This window comes from Blastomonas sp. UPD001 (assembly GCF_003426715.1).
GTDB lineage: Bacteria > Pseudomonadota > Alphaproteobacteria > Sphingomonadales > Sphingomonadaceae > Blastomonas.
The window spans coordinates 1-16,662 of sequence record NZ_QKVT01000170.1 but is presented as its reverse complement, the minus strand read 5'-3'; the positions used below and the strand labels follow the sequence as shown (position 1 = coordinate 16,662).

The following is a 16,662-nucleotide window of genomic DNA, read 5'->3' as shown; positions in this document are numbered from 1 at the left end:
CGAACGCAGCCGAACGCGCACGGTGGAAAGTGCGGCGGTGCGAGTCGAAGCGAGCCGCGACAATCCCGAACGGCTCGACCTGATCCTGCCCGGTGCCGAGCAACCGATCGCGCCAACGCACTGGAGCTTTGGCCAGCTGGCAGCCCTGGTCGGCGCTCCAGCAGCGTATCTGCGGCAGCTTCCGGCACCGCTGGCAGGTATCAACCTGCAATATGGCCTTACCAACCACCGGGCCGAGCAGGTCAAGACGCTGGAAACTGATGATGGCCGCATGGAACTGCGCGCCGTCACAGGCCCGGATTATGGCCGCATCTACGATCATGAGCTCGTCACCGCCGTACAGCGGATCGCGGGCAACGGCACCGGCGACACACGCTGGAAGGTGCCGGGTGTGCTCGACTGGTCGACCGGCATCTACAATCCGATGGTGGATATCAGCGCCGATACCACCACGCTTTATGCCAGCGACCGAGACGTGTTCCTGTTCCTGGTCGACGATCTCAACCCGATCGAGGCGGGCAAACTGCCCGATGGATCGCCCGACCTCTACTTCCGGGGCTTCTATTGCTGGAATAGTGAGGTGGGCGCCAAAACACTCGGCATCGCCAGCTTCTACCTTCGTGCCGTCTGCCAGAACCGTAATCTCTGGGGAGTTGAGGATTTCGAGGAGATCAGCATCCGGCACAGCAAGTACGCCGCCAATCGCTTTGCGCATGAGGCGGCACCAGCACTGACGCGGTTCGCAGACTCCTCGCCGACGCCGTTCGTCAACGGCATCCGGCAGGCGCGCGAGCGCATCGTAGCGCGCTCAGACGAAGATCGCACCGACTTCCTGCGCAAGCGTGGGTTCGGCAAGGCCGAGACAGCCAGGATCATCGACACGGTGCTGGCCGAGGAGGGACGTCCGCCCGAGTCCGTGTTCGACTTCGTCCAGGGCATCACTGCTTTCGCGCGCAGCAAGGCGCAGCAAGACGCCCGGCTCGATCTGGAAGGTCGCGCCAAGAAACTGTTCGACCGTGCAACCTGACGGCGGCTGCCACGCGGCATTGCGTTGCTTATGGCACTGGCATATCAAAGCCCTGTCGCGCCAAGCGCGGCAGGGAGCTTTGATGTTTATGATTGTGTGCCGGCGTCAGTCCTAATCGATCAGGACTGAGCAACAGGGATGAGCTGATTGTCGCCGGATCGATTTCGGCGACGCGATTGGTGCATCTTCGACTCCAATCATCCCTATGCGAAACACGCCCGCGTCCACGCTGGCTGCGCTTCGGCATCGAAAGCACTGAACAATGAGCGACACAGTATCTATCCGTCCCGCACTAGCGGGCGATCTCCACGCCATCGGCCATATCGCCGAAACGACCGACCTGTTCCCGGCTGACATGCTTCCTGGCATGATTGCGGGATATCTGGACGGGAGCAAAGATGATGTCTGGCTGACGGCGTGTGTCGATGACACAATCATCGGGTTTGTATTCTGCGAGCCCGAGCGGCTCACCAACGGCACATGGAACATGCTGGCGATCGGCATTTCGCCTGATCACCAAAGCCAAGGCGCCGGAGCGAAAATTGTAGCCCATCTCGAAGACCTGTTGCGCTCTGCAGGTCACCGTCTTCTCCTCGTCGAGACGCTCGGCACGCCAGAATATGCGCGAACGCGCTCGTTCTACCTGCGCAACGGTTACGTCGAAGAGGCCCGGATCCGGGAATTCTATGACGTGGGCGGCGACAAGATCGTCTTCTGGAAACACCTGTAACATGCGGTGGAGCGGATTCATCTCCGCTCCGTCGAGACCTGCGGCGTCGCTCTCTTCTAGAGGAAGAGGGCGGCGCTTCGCTTCGTGACGGTTCGAGGTGTCGGGAGAGAGGCTCCCGGCCGGGCCGTCCGGAGAAGTATCATGCCCAAGTCCAATCCCAAGCTCGCGCTCAGCGTCTCGCGCGATATCCCGTTCGACAAGCTAGTGCTGTCGCAGTCCAATGTCCGCCGGATCAAGGCAGGTGTCGGCATCGAGGACCTTGCCGAGGATATCGCCCGACGCACGCTGCTGCAGTCGCTCACCGTCCGAGCCGTCGTCGATGCCGATGGCAACGAGACCGGCATGTTCGAGGTGCCATCGGGCGGTCGCCGCTACCGGGCGCTCGAACTGCTGGTGAAGCGCAAGCAGCTGCCGCGCAACGCACCGGTGCCGTGCATCATCCGCACCGAAGGCGATGCCGAGGAAGACAGCCTGGCCGAGAACATCCAGCGGGCACCGCTGCACCCGCTCGACCAGTTCCGCGCATTTCTGGCGCTCCGCGAGAAGGGCCAGTCCGAGGAGGAGATCGCCGCCCACCAGTTCGTGTCGGTAGCGGTGGTCAAGCAGCGCCTGAAGCTCGCCAGCGTGACGCCGAAGATCCTCGACGCCTATGCCGAGGACGAGATCACGCTCGACCAGCTGATGGCGTTCACCGTCAATGGCGACCATGAGCGTCAGGAGCAGGTCTTCGAACGGCTCACCGCCTCCTACGACCGCCAGCCATACGCGATCCGGCGCATGCTGACCGAAGGCGCGGTGCGTGCATGCGACAAGCGCGCCCGGTTCATCGACATCGATGCCTATATCGAGGCGGGCGGCGGCGTCATGCGTGACCTGTTCCAGGGCGACGACGGCGGCTGGCTACAGGATGTCGGCCTCGTCGACCTGATGGTCTCCGAGCGCCTGCGCGAAGAGGAGATGAAGGTACAGGCTGAAGGCTGGCGCTGGATCGATGCAGCGCCCGACTTCCCCTATGGCCACACCTATGGGCTTCGCCAGCTGCGCGGCACGCCGGTGGCGATCACCGCCGAGGAACAGGCAACGCGCGACGCGCTCGAGGCCGAATATGATGCACTGGTCGCCGAGCACGAGGACGCGCCTGAACTGCCCGACGCGGTCGATGAGCGGCTGGGCGAGCTGGAAACCGCGATCGAGGCGCTCGACCAGCGACCGCTGGCCTATGATGCCGACGAGGTATCGCGTGCTGGTGCATTCATCAGCATTGCGCCCGATGGCAGCCTGCGGATCGAGCGCGGGTTCGTGCGGCCCGAGGACGAACTGTTCATCGAGCCCGAGCAGGGTGCGGTTGTGGAAGGCGATTACGGCCATGCCGATAACGGCTCCGATCATGGCGGTGAGCAGGCCGGCATCGACCGCAATGTCGAGGCGGCGCCTGAGCCCGATGAGGATGAAAGCCTGCGCCCCATTCCCGACCGGCTTATGTCGGAGTTGACCGCGCACCGCACGCTGGCGCTGCGTGACGCGGTGGCCCGGTCGCCGGAGGTGGCATTCCACGCCTGCCTCCATGCGCTCGTCTTGCGGCTGTTCTATCGCTACGCGCTCGACAGCTGCCTCGAACTCGACGCCAAGCATGTCGGGTTCGGCCAGCAGGCACCGGGGCTTGGTGACACGGCGTCGGCGCAGGCGATTGATGCGCGGCACCAGGCGCTTGGCGACCTGCTGCCCGCGCAGCCCGAAGCGCTGTGGGATGCGCTTGGCGACATGGACGGCGAGCAGCAGAAGTCGCTGTTCGCCCACTGCATCGCCTGCACGGTCAACGCCACGTTCGAGGCTTACAACCGCAGGCCGCGTGCGCTCGCCCATGCCGATATGCTCGCCAAGGCGGTCGATCTCGACATGGCGGCGGCAGGTTGGGCACCGACGGTTGACGGGTTCCTCAGCCGTGTGACCAAGGCGCGGATCATTCAGGCCGTGGCCGAAGCGAAGGGCGAACGTGCCGCCGAGAGCATCGCCCACCTCAAAAAGCCCGACATGGCGGCACGGGCGGCTGTGCTGCTCGAAGGCAGCGGCTGGTTGCCCGAACCGCTTCGTACGCCCGGTCAGACGATCCCAACGCCGATCGAAGGCGAGGTCGAGTCGTCCATCGATGAGGCCGTCGTCGATGCCGATGTCATTGGCGAAGCGCGGTCGGCGGCAGACGACGGCGCACGGTCCGTGGCGGACGAAGCGCCGATCGACGACAATGCCGAGGCCGAGGGCGACACCCCCTTCGCCGTCGCCGCCGAGTAGGTCGCGCTCCCCAGACCCGCTCGCAACTGAGGGTCCGCCGTTCCCCTCGGCGGACCCTCTTCTTGTCTCAGGAGGATCAGATGCACGATGCATCCAACCTTGCACGGCAGCTTGCCCGGAATGCAGAAAGCGTCTGCCGTCACTATCTTCCGCAAGGCCGCCGACAGGGCCGCTACTGGCTGATCGGTGATATCGAAGGCACACCGGGGCGCAGCCTGTTCGTGCGCTTGACCGGACCCGATGCGGGCAAGGGCGCTGCGGGCAAATGGACCGATGCGGCCACCGGCGAGCATGGCGACCTGCTTGACCTCATCACTGCCAACCAGCGATTGACGTCGCTTGCCGACACTCTGGAGGAAGCGCGGCGCTTTCTGTCTCTGCCGCCGCCAGCGCCAAAGGCATTTGAACCGCTGCCGCCCGTACCGACCGGATCGACGGAAGCTGCACGACGGCTGTGGGCGATATCGCAGCCGATCTTTGACACGCTTGCCGAGACCTATCTGCGCCAGCGTGGCATCATCGACCTGCGCGAATGCGGCTCGTTGCGGTTCCATCCCCACTGCTGGTATCGCGCCGACGAAGACGATCAACTTGGCACACCGAGCGCCTTCCCGGCATTGATTGCAGCAGTCCGCATCGATGACGGATCACTGACCGGCATCCACCGTACCTGGCTCGATCCGAACGGCAATGGAAAGGCACCCGTCGCCACTCCGCGTCGCGCCATGGGTAATCTCCTCGGCAACGGCTTGCGGTTTGGTCGGGCCGGATCAGTCATGGTCGCCGGAGAGGGCATCGAAACGATATTGTCGCTCTGTCAGATCATGCCGACCATGCCCATGATCGCCGGTCTCTCAGCGGGTCACCTGTCCGCGTTACAAATCACACCATCGCTCCGCCGTCTTTACATTGCGCGCGATAACGATCCTGCTGGACAACAAGCGGCTGACACGTTGGCCGACCGCGCGATCGGGGCTGGTATCGAGCCGTTGATGCTGACTGCCAGCCTTGGAGACTTCAACGACGACTTGCAGCAGCTTGGCCGGGACGAGATGCGGGCAGCGGTGCGAGTGCAACTTGCCCCGGAGGATGCCGAACAGTTCATTGGCTGAGCACAGGCGGTGACGTCTCTGCGCCCGAGCTATGTTCGCCATGTTCCATCACTCCCCTGACAGAGCCGCGCCTCTGCCTTCGAGAGGGGCGAGAGAAGCGGAAGCCGACCGGGCCGGCAATGGCTGTGCGCGACTTTCTTCCCCGCCGCGACCACCCCACGCGCCAAGCCGCGCGGGGACCCCGGATGCGCGGCTCCTCGCGCGCCAAGAAAGTCGTGCTCGCCATCCTCCGCTTCGCTGCGGCCACAAGGGTGCCGACCCGCTCCGCCCCCGCTCTTTGCTCGCCCATGAAGGCCGCGAGAGGCGCGGTCCAACAACGGAGCGACAGCCATGACCGATCCCGACGAACCCCAGGAGCAATCCCCGACCGCGCATATTCTCGATGAGCTGCAGCTCTACGGCTTCCGGCCATTCCACGACAAACCCGACTCGCGCCCCTTGCCCGAAGGCGACCGCGTCGCTGGTGCCATCGCCGATATTTTCGACGCCCTGATCGGTACGCTTGCCGACACCCGGCTCGAACCCGATCTCGACGATCTGCTCTGGTCGACGGTCAACCTGTTCCACCGTGCCGCCGAGCGGGTTGAACGCGAGCTCGACGATAATGAGCAGGCGCAGCGTCGATCACAGCGAGAGCAGGACGGCTCCGAGGTCGCATCGGTCGAACTTGAACGATTGTTGGCCCAGGGCCTGACATTGATCGAGCGGCGTAATGCCCATGAACTGATGCGCGATGCAGCCTGCGATCTTTATCGCACCCATACCGGTTCGGCCTGGCATCCGCGCCATGGCAGCCTTGTGAACCGCCGCGCCCTGACCGCAGCCATGGTCGACAGCCGCGACTTCATCGCCGCGCGCCGCCGTGCCGAAACCGAGGTCATGCTGCCCCCTGGCCCTAAGGTCGCATTCACGGGTGGTAAGCATTGCAATGACACCGACGCGATCTGGGCGGCATTGGACCGCGTCCGCGCCAAACATCCGAATATGGTTCTGCTGCACGGCGGTGCGCCGTCGGGTGCAGAGCGCATTGCCGCCTGCTGGGCCGACAACCGCAAGGTGACGCAGCTGGCGTTCAAGCCCGATTGGGCCAAACATGCAAAGGCGGCACCATTCAAGCGCAACGATGCCATGCTGGACGTCCTTCCGATCGGGGTCGTGGTGTTCCCTGGCACCGGCATTCAGGACAACCTTGCCGACAAGGCCCGCAAGCTCGGCATCCCCGTGTTCGACTTCCGCAAGAGCCAGCCGCCAAGCTGACCAATCGGCATTGCCTGAGCGCTGGCAGGAGTACTGTCCCGACAGTCATCAGCGTGAGCGGGACGACGGCAAACTTCGGGGCGCTGAATCGACGCTGCATCCCGTTCCGAAGCGGGAACACCCCGCTCTCTCTGGCTTACCTCTGACCTAAGCACCGCCTTGTGACGATCAACCCGCAAAGGGTCCGCTAAGCACAGCTTGCGGCCTTCAGCTTCGCCTCCGGTGATCGCGGCCGCGCGTCGGTCGCCTGTGCGCCTGTCGAGCGGGGGCGGTCCCCGCTCCGGAAACAGAAGCATAGATCATGTCGCTTCCCACCGCCCAAAAGTTCGCCTGGAGCCTAGCTAAGACGCTGATGACCTGCGTAGTTCTCATCCAGACCAGCGATGGCTACGCTGTCATGACCGATGCCGAATACGATGGCGATCCGATGCTGGTTGTCCGAGTGTATGATCCGTTTTGAAAGGGCGGCCTAGCGCCCTTACCTTGGCCATTGCTGTTCACCTGCAGATTCCAAGGAAGCGGACATAGCTACCAGTTTGGCTGAACGGTCGTGTATTGGGACAAAGCCGTCGTTCCCGTCTCGCCGCTGAGATGGCCTCTTTTAGCGAGTGCAGACATCCCAAGCTCACTCGCATGTGATCCTCGTTCGACCGATGCTGGGCCGGTTGCTGAAGGGCATCTTGCAGAGAACGGACCGTACAAAGCTGCCGTTTATGAATACCGGCGGTCGGGTTGCAATGCTCTCGCAGATAACGAAAGAACTGCGCCTGATTAAAGCAGATGGGGTGTCTGTCTGCGGCGGGAGACGCTATAAGGACTAGATGAAGTTTATCCACTCCGCTGACTGGCAGCTCGGCAAACCTTTCGGCCGCTTCGATCCCGACGTCCGCGGGGCGTTGACGGAAGCCCGCTTCGAAGCCGTCGACTCGCTTGGGAGAGCCGCCGCCGAGCATGGCGCTCAGGACATTATCGTAGCCGGCGACATATTCGACACCGAAGGCCCGGAAGATCGCACCATCGTGCAGGCGATCTCGCGCATGGACCGACACGCCTGCCGCTGGTGGCTGCTGCCCGGGAACCACGACTTCGCGCGGAATGGCGGCCTATGGGATCGCGTTCGGCAGCGCGCCGGTGACAAGATCGTCATTCTCTCGGAACCCGAACCTCGCAAGATAGAGGAGCAGATCTGGTTGCTGCCCGCACCGCTCATCCACCGGCACAATTTGGAGGATCCGACAACGCTCTTCGACACGATGGAGACGCCAGGCGCCCGGCTGCGCATTGGCGTGGCACACGGCTCAATTCGTGATTTTGGATCGCGCGGGGAGACAAGGAACCAGATCGCGCCGGACCGTGCTCGGCTGTCGAACCTCGACTATCTCGCCCTCGGCGACTGGCACGGGACCCTCAGGGTCGATCCGCGGACATGGTATGCCGGAACTCCGGAGACCGACCGCTTCCAGCGCGATGAACCAGGCGGAGCGCTCGTTGTCGAAGTCCACCCCGACCTCGCGCCCACAGTGACGCCGATCCGGACGGGCCGCTTTCAATGGCTCAACCGCGACTGGACGGTCAACGATAAGGCTGCCTTTGATGCCGAGTGCAACGAGCTCCTTGCGTATGTCGACGCGCCGAACACGCTTCTGCAGCTAAGGCTGGCGGGCATCACCAGCCTTGGCGACCGGGTTGCGATGCTCGCGCGGCTGGAGAACGACCTGGGTCATCGCCTGCGGCATCTGGCCGTTCGCGCGGATGACCTGGTCGGACGTCCGCGTGAAGAAGACCTGGCTGCATTGGCCGTGGAAGGGATGCTGGGGACCGCCGCGACAATGCTCAACGCGAAGATCGGCGCTGGCGGGCCGGAAGGCGTCATCGCGAAGCGCGCGCTCGAACGATTGTTCGTCGAGTACAGCCGAGAGGAGCAGGCATGAGCCTCGTCATCCGGCAAATCGCGATCGATGGCTTTCGGAAGTTCCGGAAGCCCTTCGCGATCGAGAATCTATCGGACGGATTGAACATCGTCATCGAGCCGAATGAAACCGGGAAATCGACGCTGCTCGAGGCGCTGCGCGCCGCCTTCTTCGTCCGTCACAACACGCGCAATCAGCTCGCCCAGTCATTCGCGCCCTACGGCGAAGCAGTTGGTCCAGAGATCAAGGTGAGCTTCGACGTCGACGGCTCTCCCTGGTCGCTGACGAAGCGCTTCCTCAGGAGCCCCTCGCTTGAGATTTCCGGTCCCCAGGGCCGGGCCCAAGGCGATGACGCGGAAGCCCGGCTCAACACGCTGTTCGGCTCGGTCCGTGACACCAGTCGCGGAGGCGATGTTTCGACCTATGGGGCGTTGGGGTTGCTGTGGGTCGCGCAAACCGAGGCGCTCGCCGTCGCGGGTCCGGGGCAGATCGTTCGCGACACGATCGCGTCCACGCTCGAGGCCGAGGTCGGTTCGATCATGGGCGGAGACGCCTATCGGCGCGTGCGCCAACGGATCGACGCACAATATGAGCTTTACTGGTCGCCGACCGGCCAGAAGCGCGGGCGGCAGAACGATGCGCGGGAACGGGCTGACGCTGCGATCGCGGCTGCACGCGAAGCGGGTGATCGCCTCGCCGCATTGGAGAGGAGCTTCTCCGACCTCGATGCCGCGCGCGGGCGGCTTAAAATCATCCAACGGGAGATTGCCGACGAGACCGATGCGCAAGCGCGCAAGGAGCTTGTCGACTCCCTCGAGATCGCCCGCGCGGCCGCGCAAATCCTATCGACCCGAAAGGCCGAGCAGGAGGCGGCCGTTACGAAACTGAAGGGACTGGAAGACCTGAAATCTCGCCACGAGGCGGCGATGATCTCGCGCGATAGCGCCACGACCGCGGTGGAATCAGCACGCGCAAAACGTGCCGAGCTCCGCGAGGCGCTTGCGACCGGCAAGGCCAAGGTCGCTGCGGCACGCGATGACCTCGAGGCGGCGCGCGGCGAGCGTCATGACGCCCGAGCAGCGCTTGCAGCGGGTGAACAGGCTGTCCGGCTCAGCCGTCGCCAGACGGCGATCGCCGCCGCGCGACGTCGCCATGATGAGCTGCTGAAGCTCGAGCAGTTGCACGGCGAGGCAAAGGCGCGTGCCGCAACTGCCATTCCGGCCAAGGCTATCGAAGCCCTCGAAGCGAACGATCGTGCGGTAAGCCAGGCTCAAGCCGTCGTGGACGCGGGCGCGACGCGACTGACGCTTTCCGGCACCATCCATGGGGTAACGATCGACGGCAAGCCGATGCCCGCTGGCGAGCGCACCATCACCCGTCCGGCCAGCATAGAGATCGGAAAGACCCTGTTGATCGTCAGCCCGCCGGCCGCGGCTGCGAGCGCTGAGGAGACCCTCGCTGCAGCAATCCACAAACGGAAGGCCGCGCTCGACGAGCTCCACGTAGCCGATCTTGCAGCTGCTCGATCTCGCAACGAGGCGGCTCGCGATGCTGCCGCTGAACTTCGCACACTTACTGCACGGATCCAGGCGGCCACACCTGCCGACGATACGCTCCAGATCGCAGCCGGCGCTGACGCGTTGAAACTGTTCGTCGGAGAGCTCGAGCCTGAGGAGCCTGAGGCGGAGGCTTCGCTCCCCGATATGAACGCGCTGGCCGCTGCCGTCGAGGCGGCCGACACGAAGCTCGCGCGGGCCGAGGGTACACAGGACAGCGCAATCGCGGCGCTGCGCCGTGCCGAAGAAGCTGACGCACCGCTCGCTTTGGCCGAAGCGGGCGCGCTGAGCGACCTCGCCAACGCGGCCGCCCTACTCAAAGAGATTGAGGCTCGTCCGGAATGGGCGACTCTGGATGTCGATCTCGAGCGAGCGCGAGAAACGGCAGCGCACGCGGCCGTTCGCCTGGTAGAGGCCGAGCGGAACGCATCGGCGCATGATGTCGGCGCGATCAATCGCAAGATCGAGGTCATCGACGCCCGCGTCCGGGTCACCGCTGACACGCGCACGAGACTAGAAACCGAGATCGCCCGGCTTGAGGGCACGATAGAGAGCGAAGGCGGCCTCGGCTTGGCCGATCGCGCTGCGGCGGCTCAAGAGGAAGTCGAAGCGGCGAATGCCGCGCTCCAGCGGGTCACGGAGGAAGCAGACACGCTGAAGCTGCTCCGTGACACACTGGAAAGCGCAAGAAACGAGACTGCCGCCAAATTCGTCGGTCCGGTCGCGAAACGCGCGAAGCGGTATATCTCGCAACTGCTGCCGGACTGCGATCTTACCTTTGCCGAGGATCTATCGCTCGCGAGCGTCAGCCGCACTGGCGTCGACGAAAGCTGCGCCAATCTCTCCCGTGGCACGCAGGAGCAGCTCGCCGTGCTCACTCGCATAGCCTTCGCTGACCTGCTGCTTGAACAAGGGAAGCCCGTGTCGCTGATCCTGGACGATCCGCTTGTTTATTCCGACGATGGTCGGCTCGATACGATGATCGAGATCCTGACAGAGGCAGCGACGCGGATGCAGATCATCCTGCTGACGTGCCGCGATCGCGCCTTTCGCCATGTGCCCGGAAACAGGATCCTCCTCCGTGCCGCCGCTTAAGCAATACCCGCCGCCGGGCGGGTCCGCTTGCTACCGGCAATACCGGAGCCACAGCTAGCTCAAATCCACTCGCCGCAAGCCTGTTTAGGTCAGACGAACATCCAAAGCCGAGATTGAATCAATGCTTATCGAGAAGATCCAGGTACAGGGATTTCGGCTCTTGGAAGACGTCGAGCTGCTGCTCGAACCGACTGCGACCGTCATCGTCGGCCGAAACAATAGCGGCAAAACCTCTCTCACGGAGATCTTTGATCGTCTCGCAGGGGAGCATGGGCCCAAGTTCAGGCTGGAGGATTTCTCGGCCGGTACCCGAGGCAAGTTTCTCGAAGCGAAGGCGAAACGTGACGCCGGCGGCACCCCGGAGGAGGTTCTCGCTCTCCTTCCGGCGATCGCGGTCACGCTAACGTTCAAATATGATCCCTCGGTCGGCGAGCTCGGCCCTCTCGCACCATTCGTAATCGACCTTGATCTTAGCTGCTCCACCGCCGTCGCGCGGATCGAATATGGGGCTTCGTCCGCCTCGCTTGCGACCTTGTTCGATGTCCAGGAGGCAGAGGCCGGCAGCGACGCCGTCGCGCATTTCTACCGCCAACTCCGTGAAACCTTGCCTAGAGCCTATCGCATAAGCGTAACGGCGATCGACCCCACGGACCCGACCAACTTCCGCGTACTCGACGGGACCGGCGCCCTGTCCGCCCTCGTTCAGTGCGGCTTCGTCCGCGCGCAGCGAACGCTCGACAGCAGCAAGCCGAGCGATACCGCCGTGATTGGGCGGCTCCTTGGAACGCTATTCCAGACCGCGAGCTCGATGACGGCCGCGGAGAGCGACCAAGCCCTGGCGGCCGCGCTGAAGACCTCTGTCAGTCAGATCGAACAGACGATTCAGAACGACTTCGATACGATGGTGAAAGACCTGCTGCCGGCATTGAGCGCGTTCGGCTTCCCGGGTCTCAACGACGCCGAGCTCAGGCCTGAAACGTCCCTCAACGTCGAGACGCTTCTCTCGGATCACACGAAGATCTTCTACACCGGCCAGCACGGTGTCCATCTACCCGAGGGTTATAACGGCCTCGGCACCCGTAATCTGATCTACATGCTGTTGCAGCTCGAGACATTTCATAAAGCATACCGCGCTCGCTCAATCCGGCCCGGTACCCATCTCGTCTTCATCGAAGAGCCGGAGGCGCACCTGCATCCCCAGATGCAAGAGGTGCTGATCGCACAGTTGAACGCCGCCGTAGCGGCACTGTCCGCCAAATATGTAGGCGAGCCAGTCTGGCAGGTTCAGTTCGTCATATCGACACACTCGCCGCACATCGCGAACGCGGCTTCGTTCGAAGCGGTGCGCTATTTTCTAAGCTCGACCCAGGATGCGACAGGAGCGCGGCGTACCAAGGTCAAGGATTTCCGCAAAGGCAGCGTTGCTATCCCGCAGGAAGATCGCGAGTTCCTCCATCAGTACATGACCCTGACCCAATGCGATTTGTATTTCGCGGACAAGGCGATCCTGGTCGAGGGGACCACCGAGCGCATCCTGATGCCCCGCATCGTGCGGCTCGTCGACGAGTGGCTCGCGCCCGAACGGAAGCTCGGCCGCCAATATATCACGACGATCGAGGTCGGCGGCGCCTACGCGCACATCTTCTACCCGCTCCTCGACTTCCTGGAACTGAAGAGCCTGATCATCACCGACATCGATGCGGTTCGCATCGACAAGACCAAGGATAAGCAGCGCGCGGTCAAATGTCCTTGCGCCGAAGGCGAGCACAGCTCGAACGCCGCGATCCGAAGCTGGTTCTCGGTCCCCAAGGGCCAGCAGATCAGCATCGAGGCGCTCTGCGCCAAGACGCCGGCAGATAAGCTCTCTCGCTATCGCTCAATCGCTTACCAGGTTCCGGAAGATGGCTCGAGCTGGTGCGGGCGAAGCTTTGAGGATGCGCTGATCCTCGCAAATCCTGAGCGGTTTGGCCTGCCTGAGGAAGGCGATCGCGGTTTGCTCGCGTGGGAAATGGCGCAGGACCTCAGCAAATCGGAGACCGCCCTGCGGTTCGCCATCCAGGAAGCGGATTGGGCCGTTCCAAAATACATCAAGCAAGGCCTGACCTGGTTATCCGAGCCGCCCCCGCCTCCGGAATATCCGCCATCGCTTGCTGGTGTCGGCGCAGGCGCGCCGCCGATCGCGGAAGGCTCGAACGATAGTCCGGCTGCGTCCGAGAGCTCCGCGCCGCAGTACGATCTATGACGAACCCTGCGGTCGAGTCTGCCAAGGAGGCGCAGAAACGGGTCGACGCGTGCCTGGACGAAGGTCGCAACTTCCGGCTGGAAGCCGGCGCCGGCGCCGGCAAGACCTATTCGCTCGTCGAGGCGCTCAAGAAGCTCATCAACGAGCGCGGCCGCGACCTGCAGCGAGCAGGCCAGAAAGTCGCGTGCATAACTTACACCGAGGTGGCGCGGGAGGAGATCGCGCAAGAGATCGAGCAGCACCCCGCGATTCTGGTCGAGACCATCCATGCTTTCTGCTGGGGGTTCATGTCCAGGTTCCAGAAGGATTTGCGGGCGCTCGTCGCTGGCATGGAGGACAAACAGGACAAGATCGCGGAAGCAGGCGGGATCGCTGACCAGGTCGTGGAATATCAGCTGGGCTTTTTCGGCATCGACGAGAAGCGCATCACGCTCCATCACGACGACGTCCCTCGCTTCATGGCGCAACTTCTTGGAAAGCCGAAATTTCGGTCCCTCTTTGCCGCGACATATCCCGTTATCTTCGTGGACGAGTATCAGGACACCGACCCTCACTTCATGGCGGCGCTGGCAGAGCATTTCCTAGCCACCGGCACCGGTCCCAGGATCGGCTTCTTCGGCGATCACTGGCAGACAATCTACCGAAGCGACTATAGTCTGGCGGACTATCCCTCCCTTGAACCGATCGACAAGGGTTCGAACTTTCGGTCGGTGCCCGCGGTGGTGAACGTGCTGAACGCGTTGCGACCGGAGCTGATGCAGGCCGTCAAGGATCCCGACGCTAAAGGCGAGGCGCGGTTCTTTCATGCCAATTCCTACACCGGTGAGCGGACCAACAGCTCGTCATCCAAGAACGACACGCCGCCCGAGGTCAGCCGGGATTTTATGGCGAAGCTGACGGAAAGGCTGAAGGAGGACGGGTGGGATCTGTCATCTGAGAAGACGAAGATCCTTATGCTGACGCATAACGCGATTGCCGCTGAGCGCGGCTATCCCACGATCGCCAAGGCTTATCGTTACAATGACTCCTTCGCGAAGAAGGAGGATCCGTTGATCGCGTTCCTTGTCGACACCGTGGAGCCGATGTGTCGCGCTTTCACCGAGAAGCGCTTCGGCGACATGTTCAAAATCCTCGGGTCACGACCAGAGCTCAGCGCGCATGAAGATAAGCTTGCGTGGGCGACTGACATGGCCGCGTTAGCGGACGCGCGCGCCAACGGAAGCATAGGCGACGTCGTCGACCTCCTGAAGGGGACAGGTCGACCTCGGCTACCGGACCGAATTGTTAGGCGTGAGCAGGAGCTCGCCGCGGCCGGAAACGGTGCGGAGTTGCCGCGCTCGCTCCAGGAGCATGGTCTCGTTCGCGAGGCGCCGTACCAGGAGCTGGTGCGGCTCGCCGAATTTATCGAGGGCCAGACGCCATTTGCGACACAGCACAGCGTTAAGGGCGCGGAGTTCGACAACGTCATCGTCGTGCTTGGCGGCGGGTGGAACCATTATAATTGGCCTCAGCTGCTCGAGCTGCTGTCCACCGGCGCCATCACAGCAAAGAACGAGAAGAGCTACTATCGCGCCCGGAACCTATTTTACGTTGCGGTTTCGCGGCCGAAAAGGAAGCTGGCCGTTCTTGCCACTCAAACTCTGTCGCCTACGGCGCTTCAATCAGCCGAGAAACTATTCGGGGCCGGTAATGTCGTCGCCCTCACCCTCTAGCCAAACAGGTGAGCCTCCTAGTGGCATTGATCTTCCCGGTCCCGCAGCGCTCACCCTACGAGGTAAGGGGCCGGTCCGAGCGGAAGAGGCCTTATCAATTTCCGGGCAGTCGACATTAGGCTCTGCCGAGCAGCCAGAGCTCGGGCCTCGGCTGCGGCCACAACCCTCTCGCGAACCCAGCCGGCCGAATGGCGGCTTTCCGCACTTACGGTAGTTCCGGCGAACGGCGACTTTTAGGGCGCACAGCTGACTGTCCGCTAAAATCGGCCTAATCGGCAGCTTCTGTCAGGAGCGGACATTCATAGTGACAGATGAGAACGACCGGCTGTGGGTCGACCACTGTCGTTCTGCGATCGGCCCATTCGCCGAAGGTTTGCGCCTCAGAGGAGCAACTCCTTCCCTTGGATACGCGAGGCGCCTCTCTTTGCTGATTGCCGCTCGGGCAATGTGATGACTACAAGCACTTGATGGCAACGGGGCAGGACAGAATCGAAGCGTTTATCGCCGAATGGCGGGAGACGGGCGGGTCCGAACTCGCCAACACGCAGTCCTTTATCCATGGGCTAGCCGGTCTGCTCGGTGTTGATCCGCCCCGCGGCGCTAAGGCCGATGACGCGACCAACGACTACGTCTTCGAACGCCGGGTCTTTCAGGACAATGGCGACGGCACCACCAGCTTCGGCCGGATCGACTGCTACAAGCGCGGCTGCTTCATCCTCGAAGCCAAGCAGGGCAGCGAGGCGGACCGTGCGGCTGCCGACAAAGGCGAGGACGATCTCGACATCTTCGGCCAGACCGCCAAGACCCGTGTTGCCCGGGGCACCGCCCGGCGCGGCACGCCGGGATGGGCCAAGGCGATGGTTCAGGCCAAGGGCCAGGCCGAACGCTACGCCAAGGCGCTTCCCGTCGATCATGGCTGGCCGCCGTTCCTGCTCGTCGCCGACATCGGCTATTGTATCGAGGTCTATGCCGACTTCACCGGCACCGGCAAAGCCTACGCCCAGTTTCCCGACCGCGCGCGCTACCGGATCATGCTGGAGGACCTGCGCGACGAGGATGTGCGTGACCGTCTGCGCGCCATGTGGACCGATCCCAAAAGCCTCGATCCCACCGCCCGCGCCGCCCGCGTCACCCGCGACATTGCCAATCTGCTCGCCACCGTCGCCCGGCGCCTCGAAAAGCGCGGCTATGATGCCGAGACCACTAGCGGCTTCCTCATGCGCGTGTTGTTCACGATGTTCGCCGAGGACAGCAAGCTGATCCCCGAAGGCAGCTTCACCCAGCTGCTCAAGAACCAGCGCGCCCACCCGGAGCATCTCGAACACCAGCTTTCCGCGTTGTGGGCCGCGATGGACAAAGGCGAGTTCTCGCCTGCGCTCGGCGTGCCGCTCAGGAAGTTCAACGGCTACCTCTTCAAGGAACGCACCGCCCTGCCCCTTGATGCCGAGGAACTGGAGGTCCTGATCCAGGCTGCCGAACATGTCTGGACTGAGGTCGAGCCCGCGATCTTCGGCACCCTGCTCGAACGCGCGCTCAACCCCAAAGAGCGGGCCAAGCTCGGCGCCCATTACACCCCGCGCGCCTATGTTGAGCGGCTGATCGGCCCGACCATTATGGAGCCGCTGCGCGCCGATTGGGACGGGGTGCGCGGAGCGGCCGCCACCCTGATTGAAGAGGGCTGTAGCGCGACGATCAGGGTGAGAAGGTAGCGACGATCAGGATGAGAAGCGCT

General features: G+C 63.3%; 11 protein-coding genes. All 11 read left to right on the top strand.

The features are described from left to right. Positions 1–1,027: DUF932 domain-containing protein (locus DM995_RS20220; RefSeq protein ID WP_116970840.1), on the top strand; the 1,027-nt coding region annotated here is incomplete at its 5' end. Positions 1,028–1,289: 262 nt separating this feature from the next. Next, on the top strand, positions 1,290–1,757 hold the full coding sequence (locus tag DM995_RS20215; RefSeq protein ID WP_116970839.1) for a GNAT family N-acetyltransferase: 468 nt from the start codon (positions 1,290–1,292) through the stop codon (positions 1,755–1,757). A gap of 141 nt (positions 1,758–1,898) precedes the next feature. Next, positions 1,899–4,046: a ParB/RepB/Spo0J family partition protein gene (locus tag DM995_RS20210; RefSeq protein WP_116970838.1), complete on the top strand. Its 2,148-nt coding sequence runs from the start codon at positions 1,899–1,901 to the stop codon at positions 4,044–4,046. An 80-nt stretch (positions 4,047–4,126) separates the two neighbouring features. Then, positions 4,127–5,158 carry a DUF7146 domain-containing protein gene (locus tag DM995_RS20205; protein ID WP_116970837.1) on the top strand — a complete coding sequence of 344 codons (1,032 nt, stop codon included), beginning with the start codon at positions 4,127–4,129 and terminating at the stop codon, positions 5,156–5,158. Between the two features lie 330 nt (positions 5,159–5,488). Continuing rightward, a complete protein-coding gene (locus tag DM995_RS20200) occupies positions 5,489–6,415 on the top strand; it encodes a DUF2493 domain-containing protein (protein WP_116970836.1) in 927 nt (308 codons plus the stop codon). Between the two features lie 301 nt (positions 6,416–6,716). Next, positions 6,717–6,875: a hypothetical protein gene (locus tag DM995_RS22010; RefSeq protein WP_198669536.1), complete on the top strand. Its 159-nt coding sequence runs from the start codon at positions 6,717–6,719 to the stop codon at positions 6,873–6,875. A gap of 361 nt (positions 6,876–7,236) precedes the next feature. Then, the gene (locus tag DM995_RS20195; protein WP_116970835.1) at positions 7,237–8,346 is read left to right on the top strand and encodes a metallophosphoesterase family protein; all 1,110 of its coding nucleotides are present in this window, start codon (positions 7,237–7,239) and stop codon (positions 8,344–8,346) included. Next, positions 8,343–10,976 carry an AAA family ATPase gene (locus DM995_RS20190; protein ID WP_116970834.1) on the top strand — a complete coding sequence of 878 codons (2,634 nt, stop codon included), beginning with the start codon at positions 8,343–8,345 and terminating at the stop codon, positions 10,974–10,976. The genes DM995_RS20195 and DM995_RS20190 overlap by 4 nt, the downstream gene beginning before the upstream one ends. Before the next feature lie 121 nt (positions 10,977–11,097). Continuing rightward, entirely contained in the window at positions 11,098–13,218 is a 2,121-nt protein-coding gene (locus tag DM995_RS20185) for an AAA family ATPase (protein ID WP_116970833.1), read from the top strand. After that, positions 13,215–14,930 carry a UvrD-helicase domain-containing protein gene (locus DM995_RS20180; RefSeq protein ID WP_116970832.1) on the top strand — a complete coding sequence of 572 codons (1,716 nt, stop codon included), beginning with the start codon at positions 13,215–13,217 and terminating at the stop codon, positions 14,928–14,930. Before DM995_RS20185 ends, DM995_RS20180 begins: the two co-directional genes overlap by 4 nt. Positions 14,931–15,361: 431 nt before the next feature. Further along, complete coding sequence (locus DM995_RS20175; RefSeq protein ID WP_198669535.1) at positions 15,362–16,639, top strand: type IIL restriction-modification enzyme MmeI; 1,278 nt, start codon at positions 15,362–15,364, stop codon at positions 16,637–16,639. The last annotated feature ends 23 nt before the right edge of the window (positions 16,640–16,662 follow it).

What these genes read in the sequence shown, in the direction of transcription:
- DM995_RS20200 (WP_116970836.1), top strand. Translation starts at nt 5,489, where the DNA reads ATGACCGATCCCGACGAACCCCAGGAGCAATCCCCGACCGCGCATATT.
- DM995_RS20180 (WP_116970832.1), top strand. Translation starts at nt 13,215, where the DNA reads ATGACGAACCCTGCGGTCGAGTCTGCCAAGGAGGCGCAGAAACGGGTC.
- DM995_RS20210 (WP_116970838.1), top strand. Translation starts at nt 1,899, where the DNA reads ATGCCCAAGTCCAATCCCAAGCTCGCGCTCAGCGTCTCGCGCGATATC.
- DM995_RS20215 (WP_116970839.1), top strand. Translation starts at nt 1,290, where the DNA reads ATGAGCGACACAGTATCTATCCGTCCCGCACTAGCGGGCGATCTCCAC.
- DM995_RS22010 (WP_198669536.1), top strand. Translation starts at nt 6,717, where the DNA reads ATGTCGCTTCCCACCGCCCAAAAGTTCGCCTGGAGCCTAGCTAAGACG.
- DM995_RS20185 (WP_116970833.1), top strand. Translation starts at nt 11,098, where the DNA reads ATGCTTATCGAGAAGATCCAGGTACAGGGATTTCGGCTCTTGGAAGAC.
- DM995_RS20205 (WP_116970837.1), top strand. Translation starts at nt 4,127, where the DNA reads ATGCACGATGCATCCAACCTTGCACGGCAGCTTGCCCGGAATGCAGAA.
- DM995_RS20195 (WP_116970835.1), top strand. Translation starts at nt 7,237, where the DNA reads ATGAAGTTTATCCACTCCGCTGACTGGCAGCTCGGCAAACCTTTCGGC.
- DM995_RS20190 (WP_116970834.1), top strand. Translation starts at nt 8,343, where the DNA reads ATGAGCCTCGTCATCCGGCAAATCGCGATCGATGGCTTTCGGAAGTTC.